The organism is Streptomyces sp. NPDC088766 (assembly GCF_044750845.1).
GTDB lineage: Bacteria > Actinomycetota > Actinomycetes > Streptomycetales > Streptomycetaceae > Streptomyces.
This window is the reverse complement of sequence record NZ_JBIVKQ010000011.1, coordinates 35,304-56,017: the sequence shown is the minus strand read 5'-3', so window position 1 is coordinate 56,017 and position 20,714 is coordinate 35,304. Positions and strand designations below refer to the sequence as shown.

The following is a 20,714-nucleotide window of genomic DNA, read 5'->3' as shown; positions in this document are numbered from 1 at the left end:
CTATCCGAGGACGCCACTCGGATGCGTCTGCTCACCGGCCCTCGGGGTGCGCGGAACCCCCGGACGCCAAGAGTGCCGGGCCCGGCCCGTCCGACGCCGCCGTACCGCCGAACGGGTGAATTCGGCCGGGGCGCATCCGTTCCCGGAACTCCCGGCGAAGTGTTCTGTGCAGGGGACAAGGGCTCTCGTTCCGAACCCCGAGCCGGAACGAGAGCCCGCCTTCCCCCGCCCCGCCCCTGTCCCGGGTGTCCTCGTGCCCGGAGCCTCTCCCCGCCCCCGTTTGCCGGATCCCCTGGCGGGGACCCGGACGCCGGCAGCCGTACGGCGACCGCCTGATGTCCGCGTTCTCGGGCCCGGCCCCTCGGGCGACCCGGAACCGGAACGGCGAGCGCACACGGACACGGACACGGGTGACGGAACCGACCCGCGAACACGGCGGGACAGGAACGGGCGCGAACCATGGGCACAGCAGCCGGCAGCCGCCTCACCGGACGCCTGGAGGGACTTCTCCGGGGCGTGCAGCGCGACTACTCGGCCGGGCACGACCGGCCGCTGGGCGGCTATCTCGCGGCCATGGCGGGATTCGGGGCGTACACGGCGGCCTGGGCGACGGCGGTACGGCTGCGGCGGAGCCCCCCGCCCGACCGGCCGGAGCCCTGGGACGTGATCCTGACCGCGCTGGCCGCCTTCCGGCTCGGCCGGCTGCTGAGCAAGGCGTCGGTGACCAGTCCGCTCAGGGCTCCCTTCACGCGGTACGTCGGTCCGCAGGGCCCGGCCGAACTGCACGAGGAAGCGCGCGCCGACGACGGCAAGGACGCCGTCGGCGAGCTGATGACCTGCCCGTTCTGCACGAGCGTCTGGGGGGCCTCGACCCTGACCGCAGGCCGGCTGCTCTGGCCGCGTGCCACGCGGACGGCCATGGGGGCGCTCACCGCACTGGCCGGGGCGGACGCGCTGCAACCGGCCTACGGCGCCCTGACGGACAAGGTCACCGGCGGCGAGTAGCCCCCGCCGCGCCTTTCGGCACCCTCGCTTCCGGTCACACCGGCGTCCCGGTCACGGGTTCCACGGGGGTGCGCGTCGTGACCGACGCGGTGTCCCGCCCCGTCAGTCGGACAGGTGCCGTACCAGTTCCCGGACGAACGTCCCGGCCGCCGGTGACGTCCACCGTCTGCGGTGACGGGCCAGCCGCACAGGACCGCCCGCGTGCGGTACCGCGCGGTCCGGCGAGCCGGCCAGGACCGGCCCGGGCACCGCGGGGAGACCCCGGCAGCACGTCCTCCGCCTGCCGGATCGCGGCACGAGTGCACTGGTGAAGACTAAGCGGCCCATGTGCCGGGAACTCGGCGTGGGCACTGATCGCCGCGGGTCTCCGACCGGGCGGCCGATCGTCCGGTGGAAATCCGGTGGAAAAGGGAGAGCCGTGGCCGTTCGCATAGGGGTAGAGGAAGAATTCCATGTCCTGGACATCGAGAGCGGGCTGCTCGTGCCGCGTGCGGGCGAGGTCCTTGGCCGGCTGCGCCGCAGACCTGATTTCACCGCGGAGCTGCAGCAGTCGGCCGTCGAATGGAACAGCCGGGTGCACTCCTCGCTGGACTCCCTGCACGCCGACATCGTCAAGGCGCGGCTGCGGCTCGACGCGGCGGCCTCCCCCCTCGGACTGGCCGTCGTGGCGGCCGGGACCGTGCCGCTCGCGCGGGTGAGCACCGGCGACACGACCGCCGACCCCCGCTACCGGCACATGGCCGACGAGTACCGGCAGGTCGCCGACGAGCACCTGGTCTGCAGCGCACAGGTCCACGTCGACGTGCCCGATCGCGACACGGCCGTACGGATCATGTGTGCCGTCTCGCCCTGGCTGCCCCCGCTGCTCGCCCTGTCCGCCAGCTCGCCCTTCTGGCTGGGGGCGGACACCGGATACGCCGGCTGGCGCACGATGCTGTGGCAGCGGTGGCCCACCGCGGGACCGGCCGGCTGCTTCACCCGGGCCGAGGACTACGACGCCGCCGTCTCGGACCTCGTCCGCTCCGGGGTGATCAGCGATCCGGGGATGGTGTACTACGACGTACGGCCGTCCGACCACCAGCGGACGCTGGAGCTGCGCATCTGCGACGCCTGCCCGCGTGCCGAGACGGTCGTCCTCGTGGCCGGGCTGTTCCGCGCCCTGGTCGAGGACGCGCGTGCCCGGCTGGAGCAGCCGGGCGCCCAGGACTGCGACGGCCGGCACGAAGGGCTGCGGGCCGCGAACTGGCGGGCGGCCCGGACTGCTCTGGAGGGCCCCCTGGTCGACCCCGTCACCGGCCTCGCCGCGCCCGCTCCCGCCGTGCTCCGCGCCATGCTCCGGCGACTGCGCCCGGCCCTGGAGGCCGCCGGCGACTGGGACACCGTATGCGTCCTCATGGAAGAAGCCCTGGCCCGCGGAAGCGCCGCGCACCGTCTGCGCGGGGTCGTCGAGGAGGAAGGTCTCCTCGCCGGCGTCGAGACCCTGGTCGAGGAGACCCGCGGCGGGCGCAGGCAGCGGCCCGCAGCGGCGGCCGCAGGCCGGCCCGTCGCGACGACCGGTGCCGCTCGGGCAGAGGGCCCGGTGCCGGACCGGCAGGCGACCCTGCGCGGCTGACACCCCGCGGCCGCGCCGACGGAACGAACAGAGGAGACCAGTTCACCATGCCCAGCAGCAGTACCACCCCGCACCGAACCGGCTCGTCCACGTACTCGTGCTCGCCCGGGGACCCGCCTGCGACCACGTCGCGCCGGGCCGACGGCGCCCGGCGAGGGGGTGGGATCTGATGTGCGGCCTCAGCGGAGAGGTCCGCTTCGACGGCGGACGACCCGACCTGGCGGCGGTCGAGCGCATGACCGACCGGCTCGCCGCCAGGGGACCGGACGGCAGAGGGCTGTGGTCGCAGGGCGCCGTCGCGCTGGGCCACCGCCGGTTGAAGATCATCGACCTGTCGGAGTGCGGGGCGCAGCCGATGACCGACCCCGCGGCGCGGATCGCCGGTGTCTTCAACGGCTGCATCTACAACTACCGGGAACTGCGTGACGAACTGCGCGGTCTGGGCCACAGCTTCTTCTCCGGCTCCGACACCGAGGTGGTGCTCAAGGCGTACCAGCAGTGGGGGACCGCCTGCGTCGACCGCCTGTACGGCATGTTCGCCTTCGTCATCGTCGAACAGGCCACCGGACGAATCGTCCTGGTACGTGACCGGCTGGGCATCAAGCCGCTCTACCTCACCCAGGACCCGGGACGGCTGCGCTTCGCGTCCTCGCTGCCGGCGCTCCTCGCCGGGGGCGGCGTCGACACCTCGCTCGACCCCGTCGCGCTGCACCAGTACATGAGCTGGCACGCCACGGTGGCCGCACCCCGCACCGTCCTCGCGGGCGTGCGCAAGCTGCCCCCGGCCACCGTGCGCGTCGTGGAGCCCGACGGCCGCCACCGCGACATCCGCTACTGGCAGCCGTCGTACACCCGCCGGGACGAGTACGCGCACCTGGGCCCGGACGACTGGCGGGACGCGGTGCTCGACGCGCTGCGCACCGCGGTACGGCGTCGGATGGTCGCCGACGTGCCCGTGGGCGTTCTCCTGTCGGGCGGCCTCGACTCCAGCCTGATCGTGGCGCTGCTGGCCGACGAAGGACAGCGCGACCTCGCGACGTTCAGCGTGGGCTTCGAGTCGGAGGGCGGCGAGGAGGGCGACGAGTTCCCGTACTCGGACCTGGTCGCCCGGCACTTCGGGACGGACCACCACCAGCTGATGGTGCCCTCGGACCGCGTGTCGACCGCCCTGGACGCGGCGATCGAGGCGATGAGCGAGCCGATGACCAGCCACGACGTGGTGGCCTTCCACCTGCTGTCGGAGCAGGTGGCGAAGGAGGTGAAGGTCGTCCAGAGCGGTCAGGGCGCGGACGAGGTCTTCGCCGGCTACCACTGGTACCCGGACCTGGCCGCGGTCCCGAGGCAGAGTGAACCCCAGAGGTACGCCGACACGTACTTCGACCGCTCGCACGCCGACCTCGCCGGCGTCCTTCAGCCGCATCTGCTGCCCGATCACGACGTGTCCCACCGCTTCGTGACCGAGCACATGGCGGAGCCGGGCGCCGAGACCGCCCTCGACGCGGCGCTGCGGCTCGACACCCATGTGATGCTGGTCGACGACCCCGTCAAGCGGGTCGACAACATGACCATGGACTGGGGGCTGGAGGCCAGGGTCCCCTTCCTCGACCACGAGCTGGTGGAGCTCGCCGCCGCCTGCCCGCCGGAGCTGAAACTCGCCGACGGCGGCAAGGGAGTCCTCAAGGCCGCCGGCCGCGAGGTCCTGCCCGCGCAGGTCGTCGACCGGCCCAAGGGCTACTTCCCGGTCCCGGCCGTCAAGCACATGGCGGGCCCCGTCCTGGAGCGGGTCCGCGAGGCGCTGGCCGCCCCCGCGGCCAGGTCACGGGGTGTCTTCCAGGACGCCTACCTGAACAGGCTTCTGTCGGCTCCCGACGATCACCGGACCAGGCGTGGGGCGAACGCGCTGTGGCAGGTGGCTTTGCTGGAGACATGGCTGCAGACGCACGGAATCACATGACCGGGGCGCCGGGGCCGCATCATCCCCCGTCCCCGACGACGGGAACCCCGCCGCACCCGCACGGGAGCCCGCCCTGCGGCACCTTTGAGGGCACCGACCCCGCCGGGGGGACGCCGCGGCTGTCCCGCAACGATGGCCCGCCGCCCCGGGCGGGCACCGCGACGACCGGTGGCCACACCGATCCGGCCGCCGCCGGGCCGGCACCGGCCGCCACGAGTCCGGTGCTCGTGCCCCTGCCCGACACCGCCGGGCCGCGGGACACCCCGCAACGGCTGACGTCCCACGGCTGCTGGTACCCCTCGGTCGACCCGAGCGGCAGGTTCGTCGCGTTCATCTGCGACCGGGGCGGCGTGCCGCAGCTGTGGACGGGACCCGTCGACGGACACGAGGTGCACCTGCTCGACTCCGACCCCCACCCGGTCAAGGAGGTGGCCTGGTCGCCGGACGGCCGCTGGATCGCCTACACCACGGCCCCCGGAGGCGGCGAACACACCCGTGTGCTGTGCGTGCGCCCCGACGGAACCGGGCGGCGCCTCCTCGCCGGTGCCGAACCGGGCAGCTCGGCGCACCTCGGCTGCTGGCAGCACGACGGCTCGGCGCTGGCCGTCACCGTCGCCGAGCCGGTCGCCGCGCGGGGCGCGGGCGGCCCGGAGGAGCGGCCCGCCCGCGAAGACCTCGCCGATCCCGGCACGTACACCGCCCCGCGGGCCGCCGGCTGGGCCTCCCGGGACGGCCGGGCCGTCCTGCTGGGCAGCCCGCACCACACGGCCGCCGGTCCCGCCCCCCGCCCCGGGGAAAGGGACGAGGGCGACAGCGCCCCGGGGCCGCCGCGGCAGGACGTGCCCTCCGGGCCGCCGCGGCACGGGACTCCCCGGACCGTTCCCTCCCGCGCCCCGGACGCCGTACCCGCCGCGTGGGTGCGTACGGACGCCGAGCCCGGCGGCGTCGCGACGGGCCGTGGCGCGGGAGCCCCCGGCCCGCACGGCGCGGGCGGTCCGGACGGCGGGGGACTGGCCGCCTACCTCGTCGACCCCGAGGGGGTGGCGGCCCCCGCCCTGCTGGCGGTCGAGCGCGCCGCCGCCACGCTGCGCGTCTGCGACATCAGCCAGGACGGACGGCTCGCACTGGTGCGGCGCGGCCCTCGCGGCCGACGCGAAGCCCTCGTCGTCCGCACCGCCGACCTGCAGACCACCTACGCGCTGCCGGTCGCCGACGGTGATCCGTGGGTCGGCCGTTTCTCGCCGGACGGCAGGACCCTGTGGCTGCGCAGCGACGCGGCACGCGAGTTCGCCGCGCTGTTCGCCGTCCGCCTCTCCTCCGAGGGGGAGGGGCGGGCACTGGTCGTCGCCGCCGAGCGCGCGGACTGCGGACTGGAACTGCTGGCCCTCGGCCGTGACGGTTACACCGCGACCCTGGCCTGGAACGTCCGCGGCGCGAGCGAGCTGGAGGTCCTCGCCCTCACACCGGCCGCGGGCACCGGGGACGCCCTGGTGGGCCCGCCGCGGGCGGTGCCGCTGCCGCACGAAGTGGTGACACGCATCGTGCCGGCCGACAGCCGGGCGGGACCGGTGCTGGCGCTGTCCGGGTCACAGCGCCGCCCCGGCGTGTGGTGGCTCTCCGACGGCGCCGCGCTGCGCACCCCGTGGTCGTCCCGGGACGAGGACGCCGTCCCGCCCGGTCGTCCCCCCGTACGTCCCGTGCCGGTGCGGCTGACGGCACGCGACGGACTGCCGCTGAGCGGCTGGTACTACCGCGCTCCGGGCCGGGGGCCCGGAGAACCGGCGCCCTGCGTGATCCATCTCCACGGCGGGCCGGAGGAGCAGGAGAGGCCGGTGTTCAACCCGCTGTACCACGAGCTGCTGGGCCGGGGCCTGGACGTCTTCGCCCCCGACGTGCGCGGCTCCTCGGGCCACGGCCGGTCGTTCGTCGACGCCGACCTCGGCACGGGACGCTTCGCCGCGATCCAGGACGTGGCCGACTGCGCCGCCCACGCCGTGGTGGCCCGTCTCGCCGACCCCCGGCGGCTGGCCGTGATGGGACGCTCGTACGGCGGCTACCTGGTCATGGCCTCCCTGGTCCGGCACCCGGACCTCTTCCGCACCGGCGTCGCGGCCTGCGGGATGTCCGACTTCGCGACCTTCTACGCCGGTACCGAGCCGTGGATCGCGGAATCGGCGGCGCACAAGTACGGCCACCCGGAACACGACCGCGAACTGCTCCGCGCGCTGTCCCCGATGACCGCGGTCGACGCGCTCCGGGTGCCGCTTCTGGCCGTGCACGGCGAACACGACACCAACGTGCCGCCCGGCGAATCCGAACAGTTCGTGCGCGCGGCCCGCGAGCGCGGAGTGGCGGCCGAACTGCTGACACTGCGCAACGAGGGCCACGACTTCCTGCGCGCGGACAGCCGGCGTATCTACCGCCGGGCCGCGGCCGACTGGATCGAGCGCCACCTCGCGAGGTGACCCCGCCGACAGGTGTCCCGGGGCGCGTCGGCCGTGCACCGCCGGCCCGCCTGCGCACCGGCCGGGACCGTCTCCGGCCCCGGCCGCGCCGGTGACGCCCGTGCCGGGGCCGTCGGACGCCTCCGGCGGGTCGACGCCCCCGCGGTCACCGGGCGGGCCCGGTCCCGGAACGTTCCGGACGGCGGCCCGCCCCTGGGACGGCGCCCGGCCCGCGAGGCCCGCCGCCGGAACGATGTGCTCACCCCGCTCAAGCTCTCGTCGGCACATGCGCCGGGTTAGTGTGGAAGCGATCGCGGCACTCGGAGGCGGCCCGGATCCCTGTCTCGTTCCCAGGCGGTCGACGCCGCCGGACGGGCGTGGGCGCGTCGCGAGCCCGGCCACGACAGTGCCCCAGGGGAACAGAGGGCGGTCGATGACGACGATCGGCGTGGAAGAGGAATACCTGCTGGTTGACCCCGCCGTGGGCCTTCCGGTGCCGTACTCGGAGAAGGTGCGTCTGGCGGCGGACCTGGCCGACCTCGCGCGCGGCAAGGAGGTGCAGTCCGAACTGCTCCAGGTCCAGGTCGAGGTGGGCACCCCGGTGTGCGACACGCTGGAGGAGGTCGGCGGACATCTGCTGCGTCTGCGGCACGCGGTCGGCGCGGCCGCCGAGGAGCACGGCTGCCGGATGGTGGCCGCGGGGACGCCGCCGCTGCGGGACGGCCGGCCCGTGGGCGTCACCGACGAGGCGCGTTACCGCGCCATGGTGGTGCAGGCACCTCAGCTGGTGGCGGAGCAGCTGGTCAACGGCATGCACGTACACGTCGCCGTGCCCGGCCGGGAGGCGGGCGTGCAGGTGCTGAACCGGATCCGGGTCTGGCTGCCGGTGCTGACGGCGATGTCGGCCAACTCCCCGCTGTGGGACGGCCACGACACCGGGTTCGCCAGCTGGCGCACGGTGATCTTCAGCCGCTGGCCGGTCACCGGCGTCACCCCCTCGTTCCGCGACGCGGCGGACTACGACCGCCGGTTGCAGCGCCTGGTGGAGAGCGGTCTGATCTCGGACACCGGGCAGGTGTACTGGCAGGCCCGTCTCTCGGAGCGCTACCCCACGGTCGAGGTGCGCTGTCCGGACGTCCAGCTCCACGCGGACGACGCCGTCATGCTCGCCGGGATCGTCCGGGCTCTGGTGGAGACGGCCCTGGCCGAGGCGACCGCCGGCCAGGCACCGCCGCCGGACCGGGCGCCGGAACTGCTGCAGGCCGCCATGTGGCACGCTGCCCGGCACGGCCTCGACGACACCCTGATCGGCCCGGACGGCGACCTGCGCCGCGCCGGCGACGTGCTGTGCGGGCTGCTGCGGCACATCGCCCCCGCTCTCGACGCCGCCGGCGACACCCGGCAGGTCACGGCCCTCGTCCACCGCCTCCTGCAGTACGGGACCGGTGCCGACCGGCAACGGGCCGCCCTCGCGCAGGGCGGTATGCGCGCGGTCGTCGACCTGCTCACCGGTGAGAGCACCGCGTCGTGAGCGCTGGGGCGGGTCGGTGACCTCGCCGTCGACAGGGGTGACTCCCGCCGGCTCGGCCCGCCGCCGGAACCCCCGAGTCGGCCTCGCACCCAGGCTGCCGCATACCGGCGCCGGAGCATTCCGTCCAGTTGGTTCACCGTCTTTCACTCCATCGAGCAGCTGCGGGTGAAACCTTCCCAGCCGCATCACGGCGGCAGTACTTTTGCCGTCGCAACCCTCGCGACACGGGAGTGACCGGCGGCCGTCCTTGTCACCCCGTGAGGCGTCGTCCGCGGGGGGTTCGGCCGCCTGCCGGGGCGGCCGGAGCGACCGGTGGGGCCGATGCGGGCCGACATGCCCCGAGTTGCCCGACGGCATGCTGCGACAGGTAGTTGACGGACCATCAGGGGGAGCGACGTGTCTGGCGTGAGCCTTCCGGAACACCGCTACAGCCGTACGGAGGCCACCCGCCTGCTGTGCGCCGGCGTCTATCAGGACGCGGGCTTCCGACGACGCGTCATCGAGGAACTGCTCGACCACCGCGAGCGGCCGGTCGCCGCACCCAACGGGGTCGACGTCCTGCCCGTGCTGTCCCACGCCCTGCGGGTGACCCGGCAGGAGGCGCGCGCCGCACTGCTGATGCTCGGGGCCTGGGCGGGCTTCTTCCTCTCCGACGTGATCATGTTCTGGGACAGCCTCTCCGACCGCCGGGGAGACGGCGCCGACGTCGGCTTCAGTGACGTGATCGCCGCGTTCTTCGAAGGCGACGACCGGCTCACCGGCGGGATGCCGCTGCCCTGGTCCGTGCTGTACGCGATGGTCTGCCTGGCGCTGTGGTTCGCCCGGACCGCCCGCGGCAGTGGCAGCGCCGCCCGTTCCGCGGGATTACCGGACCCGGTCGCCAAGGCCGCCGACGGCGCCGGTTCCCTGCTCTCCCTGGGAGCCGGGGCGCTCACCCTCTTCTACTGGTTCTGGTACGTCCGCGGCGTACTCGGCGGCGACGTCCAGACGCCGTACCCGCTCCTGTTCCCCCTCGCGATGGCGCTCATCGTCTGGTGGTACCAGACCTGGCAGCGCAAGGCCCTGTGCCTGCGACTGGCCCGCTGGACCTTCCCCACCGCCGCTCAGCCGGAGCTGCCCGCCGGGCACCTGTACGAGACGGTGCGCGACGACGTCCGGCGAGAGCAGGAGGCCGCGCTCACGCTGTACGGGGACAGCAGCCCGTTCGTCGGCCTCGGTGTGCAGGGAACTCCCTGGTCGTTCGCGATGGAACTGCGCAAGCGGGACCCGGGGGCCGGCGGCGCCGGCACCGCGGACGCCGCTCCCGACAGGACCGACGGCACTGTGGTGCCCCACCAGATCAGCGGCCCCCTGACCGCCGATTCCGCGCTCTCCATGATCGAACCGCAGCTGACCCGGCTGCGCGAGTCCGCCGCCCTGAGCGGCCGTGACCGGCTTCGCGACCTGGAGGTCGAGCGGTTCGTCTACCTGCCGGGAGGCGTGGCGCGCGACGAGGAACTGGCGGTCGGCGGAGTCCCCGACCCGGCCGCCCTCCCGCACGGAGCCGGCCGGGACCGGGGCCTGTCCGTCTACGACCCCGCCCAGGTCGCCGCCCACCTCCGCGAAGCCGTCGACGAGGGAGGCGAAGGGCGGCGCGTGTTCCTGCGCGTCCGTGTCGGCGCCTGGCACGAACAGGTCGTCGTCACCGTCCTCGTCCGCGTGCACACCCAGGGCCGCATGCTCATGCTCGAAGTGCTCCCCTTCGTCCTCGGCCCCGTCCGCAAGGACTTCCGCTCCGTCGACACCTTCGTGGACAAGCTTCCCGAGACCTGGATCCGCGCCGCCCTGCGCGCCCTGCGACGGGCGCCGGAGATCGCTGTCGACACCGGCATCGGAGGGCTCGCCACCCTGCGCAACGCCCTCACGGCCGGCTGGAAGGACGGCGAGGTGCTCCCGGACGTGCCGCGCGTCTCCCTCCGCGAACTGGTGAGCACCGACGGGCTGTCGGCCTTCCAGCGGATGGACAGCACCCGCTACGTGAAGACGATCCAGGAACGCATCGTCAACGGGGTCCGCGAGGCCCTCAAGGCGCACGGCTACCGCACCGAGGAGTTCGAGCAGCACGTCTACCAGCTCAGCGGCGGCAGCGTCTTCATCAAGGACATGTCCGGCGGCGCGGTGGCCACCGGCAGCCACGGCAGCGCCGCCCACCACGCCACCACACCGCCCGCGTCGGCGACCCGCGCCGGTCACACCCCCTGAGACGCGAACACGGCCCCGCCGGGCCGATCACCCGCCCCGAGAAGCGCACCACCCGCCCCGAGAAGCGCACCACACGCCCTGAGAAAGGGGACGCCCCCATGTCGAGCAGCGGACACAGCGGTCCGGAGCAGCCGTCGAGCAGCGGCGGCAGCGTGAACATCGGCTCGATGACCGGAGGATCGGTCGCCACCGGCAGCCACGGCACGGCGACGTCGTACAACACCACCGGCGCGGGACCGGATCCCCGTCACGCCGAACTCCTGGCAGCCATCCGCGACTTGCGCGGCGCACTGCCGCCGGTGGCGGACCGCAGCGCCGAGGACGCGACGCTCGACGGCGAACTCGCCGAGGCCGAGGCCGAGATCGCCGGGGCCGGCACCGCCGGTACCGGCCGGCTCACCCGGCTGCTGGGCGGAGTGCGGAGCTGGCTCGGGTCCCAGGGCGCCGCCGTCGGCGCGGTCGCCTCGGCCACCGCCGTCGTCCAGGGTGTCGCCCAACTGCTCGGCTGACGAGCCGGCCCCACCCGATGACGGACCCGCCACCGTGGCACGGAGGACAGCAGCGATGAGAGTGTTCGACACCGAGCGGCAGGAGTGGGGCGGATCACGACGTGAACGCCTCTTCCACGTCGAGCAGTATCTCGACCTGCCGCGCCAGCGAAACGCCCTCCAGCGCACCGCGGTCGTCCTCGCCGTGTGCGGGGTCGCCTTCGGCACGTGGGCCCTGGCCTGGAAGGACGAGCCGGAACCCTACCGTCCGCCGTCCCAGGAAGCGCCCGTCGATCCGGGCGCGACCGACGACGGTGCCGCGGGGGAGGGGACGACGGCCGACCCGAGCGTCACGGCATCGCCGTCGCCGCCGTCGGGCTACGAGGCCCTGGACGACTCCGAGGGGTTCCGTATCGCCCTGCCCGAGGGATGGTCCCGCGACAGCGGCCCGTCGCAGTACGGCATCGACATCGTCGAGTACCGCGCGCCCGACGGCGTCCGCAGGATCCAGGTCTTCCAGCTCATGGAGGACTCCCCGTACGCCTCGGTGGTCGAGGCCCGGGCGACGGCGAGCAAACTCGACGGGTACCAGGAGATCCACGTGCAGTACGTGCCGGACCCGTCCGGGAACGAGGCGGCCGAGCACGAGTACACCGCGGACGAACTGAGCGGTGAACCCGCCGCCGGCTCCGCGTACCACGTCATCGACCACCGCTTCGAGGCCGTCGACGGAGAGCGCTACGCCCTCATCGCCTACGGCGCACAGGACGACGGAGCCGAGGACGAACGCGAACTGCTCGACACGGCGCGCGCGTGGTTCTGCCCGCCGTCCACGCAGTGCCCGGCGCCGGAGCCGTCCTGAACACGCCATGATGCAGCCATGATCACGATTCATCTGAAGTACTAGATCGACCCCGACAAGCTCGGGGCCTCCAGCCTCCTCCCGGTCCGAACAGGGGTTCCGCGCGACCGGCCACCAGGGCCGTGGCGAACCGCGGCAGGATGCGGCGCAGCACGGCCGCGTGATCGGTCCAGTCGGCTGGGCGTCCGCAAGGCCCCGGCCGGCGGCGTTGTCTCAGACTCGAGGGGACGCCAAAGCCGTGGGCGGCGTCGGCGGTGCCGGTGCCGGTGCGATGAGGAAGTCGTACTCGGGGCGCTCCCACCCCACCGCGGGCGGGTTCGCGGGCGCGGTTCCGGTGCGCACCGCGCCCATGCTCCGGTAGAAGCCCTCGGCCGGGGGATGCGACACCACCCGGACGCGGTCGATCCCTGCGGCGCGAGCCTCGGTCCGCAGGTGGGCGACGAGCAGCCGTCCGATGCCGCGGCCCTGCGCCTCGTCCGCGACGAACAGCAGGTCGAGTTCCTGCGGGCCGAGGAGCAGCGAGTAGAAACCGAGGACGCGGCCCGCGTGCCCGTCATCGGCGACGGCCGCGAAAACGCGGTGGGCCTCGATGTAGCCGGGCCCGACCCGGTAGTCCGCGACCATGGCCGCGTACTGCCCCTCGTAGGCCCGCGAGCCACGCACCAGCCGCGTGAGCCGCTTGGCGTCCTTCGCGACGGCCCGCCGTACGGTGACCGGTCCGCTCCGCGGTGTAACACCTGACGTCATACGGAGAGTATTACGCATCGGGAGGGTCCCTCGCGCGGGTGTTACGGCCGCCTCCTCGACCTCGTCGACGCAAGGGCATGATCCGGAAAACGGGGTGGTGCAGTCGTATCCGGCGGGACCACGGGTACTCGTCGCCACGGGCCCGACCACCTGTCGGGCCGATCTGTCCGGTGGGTGACCGTCCGGTGGCCGACGGCCCCGGGATCGCCGGTGAGAAAGGAGCGCGCAGATGAGCAGGGTCAAGGAAACGGTCGAGGTGGACGTCCCCGTCCGCACCGCCTACAACCAGTGGACACAGTTCGAGCAGTTCCCCCGGTTCATGGAGGGCGTGGAGGAGGTCAGGCAGCTGGACGACCGCCACAACCACTGGACGACCAAGATCGGCGGAACCCGGCGCGAGTTCGACACCGAGATCGTCGACCAGCTCGCGGACGAACGCATCACCTGGCGCACCACCAGCGGCGACACCCAGCAGAAGGGCACGGTCCGGTTCGAGCGCCTGGACGACACGCACACCCGGGTGGAGCTCGTGATGGACATCGAACCGAGCGGAATGGCGGAGAAGGCCGCCGATGCGCTCGGCACGATCGACCGGCGCGTCAAGGGCGACATGAAGCGCTTCAAGCAGTACGTCGAGGAGCACGGGAGCGAGTCCGGAGCCTGGCGCGGCCGTGTCAGGCCGGGCGACGCCGGCCCCGCGCTCTGACACGGCCACCCCGCTCCCGGTCCGCGGCAGCCGCCGCACAGGCCGCACCAGGCCGCCCGACCGACCGCGGCGATCGACAAGGGGCGGGATGCGGGAAGACGCCTCGACCCGTACCCGTGGATCCGGGGGAGGGCGGGACCCCCCGCCCTCGGATCCGGGGGCGGGGGGACGACGGAGCCGAGGCGCGGTGATCTCCTTCCCGAGATGGGCGACACGCGGCAGCAGGTTCAGGTCGGTGGTCACCCGTGCAGATCGACCAAGCCCGCCGATCGCCCGCGCCGGCGCCGGTTCTCCGGAGCCGGGATGGGTAGGGGTCTCTCCGTAAGAGAGCGTGAAGCAGTCGCCCGGGCAGCAGCGAGGTGTGTGAGCACTCCTCGCGCGTGTCTGTCCGGGTGACGCGCAGGCCGTACCGTGACCACGGACGGTGTGTCCCCTTTCACGCGCTCGCGTCCTCGGAAGGGGGCCCTGTGGAGCCGTGGCTGATCTGGGTGATCGTCGCGGGGGTCTTCGCCCTGGCGGAGATCTTCACGCTCACCGCAGCACTGGGCATGCTCGGTGGGGCCGCGTTGATCACGGCCGGAACCGCTGCCCTGGGGCTGCCCGAGCCCTTCCAATTCCTGGTGTTCACCGTCGTCGCCACACTCAGCCTGGTGTTCCTGCGTCCGGTCGCGCTGCGACACGTGCTGCAGCCCCAGACGGAGCGGTTCGGCGTCGACGCACTGGTCGGGAAGTCCGCCTACGTCGTCTCCGAAGTGACCGGAGTCGGTGGCAGAGTCCGGATCGAGGGCGAGGAGTGGACGGCGCGCGCCTATGACGAGACGTTGGTGATTCCCCCTGGAACGGCCGTGGACGTCATGGAGATCAGCGGCTCCACCGCACTCGTCTACCCCCGGGAGTGAACCATGCAAGCTTCGGCGTTCCTCATCGCCGGCCTGATCGTCGCACTGCTGGCGGTCCTCGTCGTGGTACGGGCGGTGCGCATCGTGCCCCAGGCGCGTGCCCGCAACGTCGAACGACTCGGCCGTTACCACCGGACGCTGAAACCCGGTCTCAACCTCGTGATCCCCTTCATCGACCGCGTGTATCCGGTGATCGACCTGCGGGAACAGGTCGTCTCCTTCAAACCGCAGCCGGTGATCACCGAGGACAACCTGGTCGTCGAGATCGACACCGTGCTGTACTTCCAGGTCACCGATCCGCGCGCGGCCTTCTACGAGATCGCCAACTTCCTCCAGGCGGTGGAGCAGCTCACCGTCACCACCCTGCGCAACGTGGTGGGGTCCATGGACCTGGAGAAGACCCTCACCTCCCGCGACACCATCAACAGCCAGCTCCGCGGTGTGCTGGACGAGGCCACCGGCAAATGGGGTCTCAGGGTCAACCGGGTGGAGATCAAGGCCATCGACCCTCCTCAGTCCATCAAGGACGCCATGCAGAAGCAGATGCGGGCCGAGCGGGACAAGCGGGCCGCGATCCTCGGTGCCGAAGGGCAACGCCAGTCGCAGATCCTCACCGCCGAAGGTGACAAGCAGGCCGCCGTCCTGCGCGCGGAGGGCAACCGCACGGCCGCGATCCTCCAGGCCGAAGGGCAGTCCCGGGCCATCGACGAGGTGTTCCAGGCGGTGCACCGCAACGATCCCGACCCCAAGCTGCTCGCCTACCAGTACCTCCAGACGCTGCCCCACCTCGCGCAGGGGCCGGGCAACAACTTCTGGGTGATCCCCAGCGAGATCACCTCCGCGCTCAGCGACGTGTCACGGGCGTTCAGCGAGGTCCTGCCCCAGTCGCCGGCCACCCGGGAGAAGCGCTCGGACGGCGGGGCGGCCCAGGCGGCCAGCGACGCCGCGCAGGCCGCGGAGGCGGCCGCCGAGGCCCTCGCCGACGCTGCCAGGGCCGACAGCGTCGCTCCCCGCGCCCTCCCCGACGACCGGAGCCCCGGAAACGGGTGACCGGCGTCAGGTTGCCGTCGCCCGGGCGGGTGCACGGGTAGGCCGTTGCCGTTGCTGCGCCGACTCCCCGGCGACGGGAGCCATCGCCGCGGAGCCGGGGCGGTCGTGCGGCGAGGCGGCAGCTGTTGCCGGGCCGGCTGTGCGGTGGTGGGATGGAGGTGCTCTCGCGCCGGATCGCGCGAGGGGACGACCGTCGGGCCGGGAGCGCCGGCCCGGCACCCCACCGGTGACTCGAGGTCGGCGGCCGGCGCGGAAGGCCCCGCCGTCTCCCTCCCGCGTGCGGCCGGCCGTCGCCGTCCCGTGCGCCGAGCGCCGTCTTCCGATCCCGGAGACTCACATGGACACTTATCGAGCCGCGCAGGTCGACACCGCTAACGGGCCGTTCTCGATCGTCGAGCGGGAGGTCCCCGGCCCCGGCCCGGGGCACGTACGGCTGGCCGTCGAGGCCTGCGGAATCTGCCACAGCGACGACTTCTTCGTGAGCGGGGGCATGCCCGGCGTGCGGTTCCCGCTGGTTCCGGGACACGAGGTCGCCGGGCGTGTCGAGGAACTCGGCGAAGGGGCCGGGAGCCACGGCTGGAACGTCGGGGACCGCGTGACGGTGGGCTGGTTCGGAGGCAGCTGCGGTCACTGCACCCCCTGCCGGCAGGGTGACTTCGTCGTCTGCGACACCCTCAAGGTTCCCGGTTGGGCCTACGACGGGGGCTTCGCCGAGACGATGATCGCTCCGGTCGACGCGCTGGCCCGGATCCCGGACGCCCTGACGGCCGTCGACGCAGGACCCATGGCCTGCGCCGGTGTGACGACCTACAACGGGCTGCGGCGCAGTTCGGCCCGGCCGGGCGACCTGGTGGCCGTCCTGGGCCTCGGCGGTCTCGGTCACCTGGGGGTGCAGTACGCGGCGGCCATGGGCTTCGAGACCGTGGCCATCGCGCGGGGTGCCGAAAAGGCCGAGTTCGCCGAGCGGCTCGGCGCCCACCACTACGTCGACAGCACGGGAGCCGTCCCGGTCGCGGAAGCCCTGCAGTCACTGGGCGGCGCCAAGGTCGTCCTGGCCACCGTCGGCAACTCCGACGCCATCGCGGCGACGGTCGACGGCATGACGCACCGAGGTGAGCTGGTGGTCATCGGCGCAACACCCGAGCCCCTGGGGATCAGCCCGTTCCAGCTGATCCTGCGCGGCAGGACGGTGCGCGGCCATCCGTCGGGCACGGCACAGGACGTACAGGACACCATGGCGTTCAGCGTCCTGCACGGGATCCGGCCCGTGGCCGAGACCGTGCCGTTGAGCGAGGCGGACGCCGCCTACCGGAAGATGCTGGCCGGCACCGCCCGCTTCCGCATGGTGCTCACCACGGCATGACGGGCCGGGCTCACCGAGACCTGCGGAACTCCCGCTCGTTAGGTGGGGCATGGGCCTGCTCCGGTGCACGGGGCGGGGGCGGCACGGAGTGAGGAGTGGGCGTGGGGGACGTGGCGGGCGAGGCCACCAGGACTGCGGGGTCCGAGGACCAGGGGCGGGGTGAGACGGCCCCGGGGCCGAAGAAGCGGCGATCCCTGTGGACGGAGCTGCCCGTCCTGGTCGGTATCGCGCTCGTGCTGGCCCTGCTGATCAAGACCTTCCTGGTGCAGGCGTTCCTCATCCCGTCGGGATCGATGCAGAACACGCTCCAGGTGGGCGACCGTGTCATGGTCGACAAGCTCACCCCGTGGTTCGGCTCCGAGCCGGAGCGCGGCGAGGTCGTCGTCTTCCACGACCCGGACGGGTGGCTCAGGGGCAGGGCGACACCCGAACCGAACGCCGTGCAGACCTTCCTCAGCTGGATCGGCCTGATGCCGTCGGCGGGGGAGAAGGACCTGATCAAGCGGGTGATCGGGGTCGGCGGAGACACGGTCGAGTGCAGCGGGACCGGTCCGCTGAAGGTCAACGGCAAGGCGCTGGACGAGCCGTACGTGTACGCGGGCAACACGCCGTGCACCGACGACGACGGAGGCGGTCGGTTCAGGGTCGTGGTTCCCCGCGGCCATCTCTGGGTCATGGGCGACCACCGTCAGGCGTCGAGCGACTCGCGCTACAACCAGGACGACAAGTACCACGGCATGGTTCCGGTCGGTGACGTCGTGGGGCGGGCCGTGGTGAAGGCCTGGCCGCTCGGCCGCTGGGGCACGCTGCCGGTTCCCGATGCCTTCGACCAGGACGGCTGAACCGCTGGGCCCTGTCGTCACCTTCCCGCCTGCCCCGCGACGCCGTGCACGCACTCTCGCCGCACCGGGCCCTGACCCGGGTACGGTCCGGTACGAGGATCAGGGCCCGGCACGCCGGAGCACGCATCCGACGCCGCAGGGCCCGTCCTCCGGGCGGACGGCGGGAAGGTGACGACAGGGCCCAGCGTGCCCGTCTCGGTTCTCGTGCCGGGGCCGACGGGCCGATGCGCGCCCCGGCCGGCCCGGCGGCCGGGTCAGATCGGCCGGCGTAGTCCCGCGACGAGGACTTCGACCAGTCGGCGGGCGTCGTAGCGGGGGTCGTCCTCCGCGCCGATGCAGAGGTTGCCGACGCCCCGCATCAGCGGGTAGGCCTCCAGGCCGGAGCGGATCTCCCCGGCGGCGGCCGCGGCTTCGAGCAGTTGGCCGCACACGGGCACGAGGCGGTCGAGGAAGTAGGCGTGCAGCGTCTCGAAGCCTGCGTCGCCGGACTGGAGCACGGCGGCGAGGCCGTGCTTGGTGACCAGGAAATCGACGAAGAGGCCGATCCATTGCCGCAGGGCGGCGTACGGGGTCGGGCTCGTCGCCAGCAGCGCCGGACCGGCCTCGGCGCAGGCTTCGACCTGGTGCCGGTAGACGGCGATGATGAGGTCCGCCCGCGTCGGGAAGTGGCGGTAGATCGTGCCCACCCCGACGCCGGCCCGGGCCGCGATGTCGCGGACCGGCGCGTCCACGCCCGAGATGACGAAGACGGCGGCGGCCGCGTCGAGAAGGCTCTCCTTGTTGCGCCGGGCGTCCTTCCGCCTGGGCTCCGCCGCCTGTTTCCCGTGCTCGTCGCTGTCGCCCACGTCCGGCTCCTCCTCCTGCTCGCCTTGCAAAGCGGAACGTCGTTCCGTATCGTCTTTTCCGGAACGAGGTTCCGTTTGCTCATGATGTCAGAGCCCGGACCGACGGCCAAGCCACCCACACGCACTCCCACCACGCTTCACCCGCTGACGGAGGAGACACGTTCATGCAGTACCGCACCCTGGGCCGAACCGGTGTACAGGTCAGCTCGCTCGCGCTCGGCGCGATGAACTTCGGCGCGCTCGGACGCACCACCCAGGACGAGGTCACCGCCATCGTCGACGCCGCCCTCGAGGCCGGCATCAACCTCATCGACACCGCCGACGTGTACAGCGGCGGCGAGTCGGAGGAGATGATCGGCAAGGCCGTCGCCGGCCGCCGCGACGACATCGTCCTGGCCACCAAGGCCGGCATGCCGATGGGCGACGAGCGCAACCACCGGGGCGGTTCCCGCCGTTGGCTGTTCAGCGCGCTCGACGACAGCCTGCGCCGCCTCGGCGTCGACCACGTCGATCTGTACCAGATCCACCGGTGGGACCCCAGCACCAGCGACGAGGAGACCCTGTCGGCCCTGACCGACCTCCAACGCGCGGGCAAGATCCGCCACTTCGGCTCCTCGACCTTCCCCGCCCACCGCATCGTGCAGGCACAGTGGGCCGCCCGCGAACACCACCTCGGCCGTTACGTCACCGAACAGCCGAGCTACTCCATCCTCCAGCGGGGGATCGAGACCCACGTGCTTCCCGTGACCGAGCAGTACGGGCTCGGCGTCCTGGTGTGGAGCCCGCTGGCCTCGGGCTGGCTGTCGGGCGCCGTCCGCGCGGGCCGCGACATCACCACCAGCCGCTCGACGTTCATGCCGCAGCGCTTCGACACCGCCCTCCCCGCCAACCGGGTCAGGCTCGACGCCGTCGAGCAGCTGGCCGGGGTCGCCGACGAGGCCGGCCTGACCATGATCCAGCTCGCCCTCGGATTCGTGACCGCGCATCCCGCCGTGACCGGCGCGCTCATCGGTCCCCGCACGCTGGACCACCTGCACGCGCAGCTCGCCGCCGCCGACACCGTGCTCTCCGCCGACGTGCTCGACGCGATCGACGCCGTCGTGGCCCCCGGCACCGACCTGGCCGCACACGAGAAGCACGACACCCCGCCGGCGCTGCTCGACCCGTCCCTGCGGCGCCGCTGACCCCCGAGGGGCGGCGCACGAAGGGCGGTGTCCGAGGAACGGCGTCCACCGTCCGCCTCGGCCCGCCGTCCGCCTCGGCCCGCCGTCCGCCTCGGCCCACCGTCCCGGGGCGGCCGTGAGGGCCGGGCGGGGTCGCCACCCGCCGGCGAGCGGGAGAGCGGCCCGTCACCTCCGGGGCGGCACGAGCAGGGTGTGGACGTCCTGTCCGGCGAAGATCAGGCCGTCGGGATGGCCGAGGTCGATGGCGAGCGCCAACTCCTCGTCGGTGGGCCAGTTGGCCGCCAGCAGACCGAGCTGCACCTGATGCCCGATGTGCACCTCGGGGAGCGTGTGGAGCATGCGCTCCACGGAGGTGAAGACGGGAACCGTGTGCGGCTGCGGCGGGTCGTCGATCACCGGGAGGGTCAGCCTGCCGTCCTGCGGGAAATGGCGGGCGACGAACTCGTCCGGTTCCGGAACCAGGATGTCGCAGGCGACCAGGGTGTCCAGCACCGTCCGGTCGTCGGGCGTGCGGTTGAGGTCGCGCAGCGCCTCCTGGGCGGCCGCCACGAGCAGTTCCTCGGGGATGCTGTCGTCGCGCATGGCTTCACCCCGTCGTGGCCCCAGCCGGACCGCCCGGTGCGGGGTGCGCCGGGCGGCGCGCGGCTTCACCTTCCCGGTACCCGGGGCAGGTCGGGCCATGCGGGGTACCCGGGCGCGGACGCCCGCCCGTCCCTCCCGCTCCCGGCACGAGCCGCAGGCCGCCGGCCCGGCATCCTCGACGGCGCCGTGGATCACCAGGACGACAGGGCTGCTCGTGCGACAGGCTCCGGCGCGCAGGCGATCCGCCGCCACGGCGCCGACGCCCTCATGAGCGCCCGACGCGACATCGCCGCCGTCGACGTGTCCGCGCCGCCGGTACGAGCGCACGGACCACCCGCCTCCCCTCCCCGTCGAGAACG

At 73.1% G+C, this 20,714-nt stretch carries 16 protein-coding genes and 1 pseudogene; 14 read left to right on the top strand and 3 right to left on the bottom strand.

The genetic code is table 11. The features are described 5' to 3' along the window. The first annotated feature begins 459 nt into the window (after window positions 1-459). The 8 genes from ACIP5W_RS17350 (at window position 460) to ACIP5W_RS17315 (ending at window position 12,137) form a co-directional block, all read left to right on the top strand. Window positions 460-1,005 carry a DUF1360 domain-containing protein gene (locus ACIP5W_RS17350; RefSeq protein WP_401473482.1) on the top strand — a complete coding sequence of 182 codons (546 nt, stop codon included), beginning with the start codon at window positions 460-462 and terminating at the stop codon, window positions 1,003-1,005. A 418-nt stretch (window positions 1,006-1,423) separates the two neighbouring features. Further along, window positions 1,424-2,617: a glutamate--cysteine ligase gene (locus tag ACIP5W_RS17345; RefSeq protein ID WP_401473479.1), complete on the top strand. Its 1,194-nt coding sequence runs from the start codon at window positions 1,424-1,426 to the stop codon at window positions 2,615-2,617. Window positions 2,618-2,786: 169 nt separating this feature from the next. Beyond that, the gene (locus ACIP5W_RS17340; RefSeq protein ID WP_401473476.1) at window positions 2,787-4,571 is read left to right on the top strand and encodes an N-acetylglutaminylglutamine amidotransferase; all 1,785 of its coding nucleotides are present in this window, start codon (window positions 2,787-2,789) and stop codon (window positions 4,569-4,571) included. After that, window positions 4,544-7,036: an alpha/beta fold hydrolase gene (locus ACIP5W_RS17335; protein ID WP_401473473.1), complete on the top strand. Its 2,493-nt coding sequence runs from the start codon at window positions 4,544-4,546 to the stop codon at window positions 7,034-7,036. The genes ACIP5W_RS17340 and ACIP5W_RS17335 overlap by 28 nt, the downstream gene beginning before the upstream one ends. 412 nt (window positions 7,037-7,448) lie before the next feature. Next, window positions 7,449-8,546 carry a glutamate--cysteine ligase gene (locus tag ACIP5W_RS17330; RefSeq protein ID WP_401473470.1) on the top strand — a complete coding sequence of 366 codons (1,098 nt, stop codon included), beginning with the start codon at window positions 7,449-7,451 and terminating at the stop codon, window positions 8,544-8,546. 405 nt (window positions 8,547-8,951) lie between these two features. Next, a complete protein-coding gene (locus tag ACIP5W_RS17325) occupies window positions 8,952-10,787 on the top strand; it encodes a hypothetical protein (RefSeq protein ID WP_401473467.1) in 1,836 nt (611 codons plus the stop codon). Between the two features lie 98 nt (window positions 10,788-10,885). Beyond that, the gene (locus tag ACIP5W_RS17320) at window positions 10,886-11,296 is read left to right on the top strand and encodes a hypothetical protein (RefSeq protein WP_401473464.1); all 411 of its coding nucleotides are present in this window, start codon (window positions 10,886-10,888) and stop codon (window positions 11,294-11,296) included. 55 nt (window positions 11,297-11,351) lie between these two features. Continuing rightward, window positions 11,352-12,137: a hypothetical protein gene (locus tag ACIP5W_RS17315; protein WP_401473461.1), complete on the top strand. Its 786-nt coding sequence runs from the start codon at window positions 11,352-11,354 to the stop codon at window positions 12,135-12,137. A 213-nt stretch (window positions 12,138-12,350) separates the two neighbouring features. Here the strand turns inward: ACIP5W_RS17315 and ACIP5W_RS17310 are convergent, their stop codons facing one another. Next, window positions 12,351-12,884 (bottom strand): GNAT family N-acetyltransferase, encoded by a 534-nt coding sequence (locus ACIP5W_RS17310; protein ID WP_401473458.1) that lies wholly within the window; start codon window positions 12,882-12,884, stop codon window positions 12,351-12,353. 229 nt (window positions 12,885-13,113) lie between these two features. Between ACIP5W_RS17310 and ACIP5W_RS17305 the strand changes: the two genes are divergently transcribed. The 5 genes and pseudogenes from ACIP5W_RS17305 to lepB all read left to right on the top strand — a co-directional run. Then, window positions 13,114-13,590, top strand: a complete 477-nt coding sequence (locus ACIP5W_RS17305) for an SRPBCC family protein (RefSeq protein ID WP_401473455.1) — start codon at window positions 13,114-13,116, stop codon at window positions 13,588-13,590. 467 nt (window positions 13,591-14,057) lie between these two features. Beyond that, window positions 14,058-14,489, top strand: a complete 432-nt coding sequence (locus ACIP5W_RS17300; protein WP_401473452.1) for an NfeD family protein — start codon at window positions 14,058-14,060, stop codon at window positions 14,487-14,489. A gap of 3 nt (window positions 14,490-14,492) precedes the next feature. Continuing rightward, window positions 14,493-15,539 carry an SPFH domain-containing protein gene (locus ACIP5W_RS17295; protein WP_401473449.1) on the top strand — a complete coding sequence of 349 codons (1,047 nt, stop codon included), beginning with the start codon at window positions 14,493-14,495 and terminating at the stop codon, window positions 15,537-15,539. Between the two features lie 337 nt (window positions 15,540-15,876). Continuing rightward, window positions 15,877-16,902 carry an alcohol dehydrogenase catalytic domain-containing protein gene (locus tag ACIP5W_RS17290; protein WP_401473446.1) on the top strand — a complete coding sequence of 342 codons (1,026 nt, stop codon included), beginning with the start codon at window positions 15,877-15,879 and terminating at the stop codon, window positions 16,900-16,902. Window positions 16,903-17,003: 101 nt separating this feature from the next. Next, window positions 17,004-17,741 (top strand): annotated as a pseudogene (gene lepB / locus ACIP5W_RS17285) (signal peptidase I); the annotation flags it as partial. 257 nt (window positions 17,742-17,998) lie between these two features. Here lepB and ACIP5W_RS17280 read toward each other — a convergent pair. Then, window positions 17,999-18,589, bottom strand: a complete 591-nt coding sequence (locus tag ACIP5W_RS17280; RefSeq protein ID WP_401473443.1) for a TetR/AcrR family transcriptional regulator — start codon at window positions 18,587-18,589, stop codon at window positions 17,999-18,001. 164 nt (window positions 18,590-18,753) lie between these two features. Between ACIP5W_RS17280 and ACIP5W_RS17275 the strand changes: the two genes are divergently transcribed. Further along, window positions 18,754-19,773 carry an aldo/keto reductase gene (locus ACIP5W_RS17275; RefSeq protein ID WP_401473440.1) on the top strand — a complete coding sequence of 340 codons (1,020 nt, stop codon included), beginning with the start codon at window positions 18,754-18,756 and terminating at the stop codon, window positions 19,771-19,773. Window positions 19,774-19,938: 165 nt separating this feature from the next. Here the strand turns inward: ACIP5W_RS17275 and ACIP5W_RS17270 are convergent, their stop codons facing one another. Then, on the bottom strand, window positions 19,939-20,355 hold the full coding sequence (locus tag ACIP5W_RS17270) for an SseB family protein (protein WP_401473437.1): 417 nt from the start codon (window positions 20,353-20,355) through the stop codon (window positions 19,939-19,941). Window positions 20,356-20,714 lie beyond the last annotated feature (359 nt).

Coding starts and splice junctions, on each gene's coding strand:
- ACIP5W_RS17315 (WP_401473461.1), top strand. CDS start 11,352: ATGAGAGTGTTCGACACCGAGCGGCAGGAGTGGGGCGGATCACGACGT.
- ACIP5W_RS17310 (WP_401473458.1), bottom strand. CDS start 12,884: ATGACGTCAGGTGTTACACCGCGGAGCGGACCGGTCACCGTACGGCGG.
- ACIP5W_RS17335 (WP_401473473.1), top strand. CDS start 4,544: ATGGCTGCAGACGCACGGAATCACATGACCGGGGCGCCGGGGCCGCAT.
- ACIP5W_RS17340 (WP_401473476.1), top strand. CDS start 2,787: ATGTGCGGCCTCAGCGGAGAGGTCCGCTTCGACGGCGGACGACCCGAC.
- ACIP5W_RS17270 (WP_401473437.1), bottom strand. CDS start 20,355: ATGCGCGACGACAGCATCCCCGAGGAACTGCTCGTGGCGGCCGCCCAG.
- ACIP5W_RS17295 (WP_401473449.1), top strand. CDS start 14,493: ATGCAAGCTTCGGCGTTCCTCATCGCCGGCCTGATCGTCGCACTGCTG.
- ACIP5W_RS17350 (WP_401473482.1), top strand. CDS start 460: ATGGGCACAGCAGCCGGCAGCCGCCTCACCGGACGCCTGGAGGGACTT.
- ACIP5W_RS17320 (WP_401473464.1), top strand. CDS start 10,886: ATGTCGAGCAGCGGACACAGCGGTCCGGAGCAGCCGTCGAGCAGCGGC.
- ACIP5W_RS17305 (WP_401473455.1), top strand. CDS start 13,114: ATGAGCAGGGTCAAGGAAACGGTCGAGGTGGACGTCCCCGTCCGCACC.
- ACIP5W_RS17330 (WP_401473470.1), top strand. CDS start 7,449: ATGACGACGATCGGCGTGGAAGAGGAATACCTGCTGGTTGACCCCGCC.
- ACIP5W_RS17290 (WP_401473446.1), top strand. CDS start 15,877: ATGGACACTTATCGAGCCGCGCAGGTCGACACCGCTAACGGGCCGTTC.
- ACIP5W_RS17275 (WP_401473440.1), top strand. CDS start 18,754: ATGCAGTACCGCACCCTGGGCCGAACCGGTGTACAGGTCAGCTCGCTC.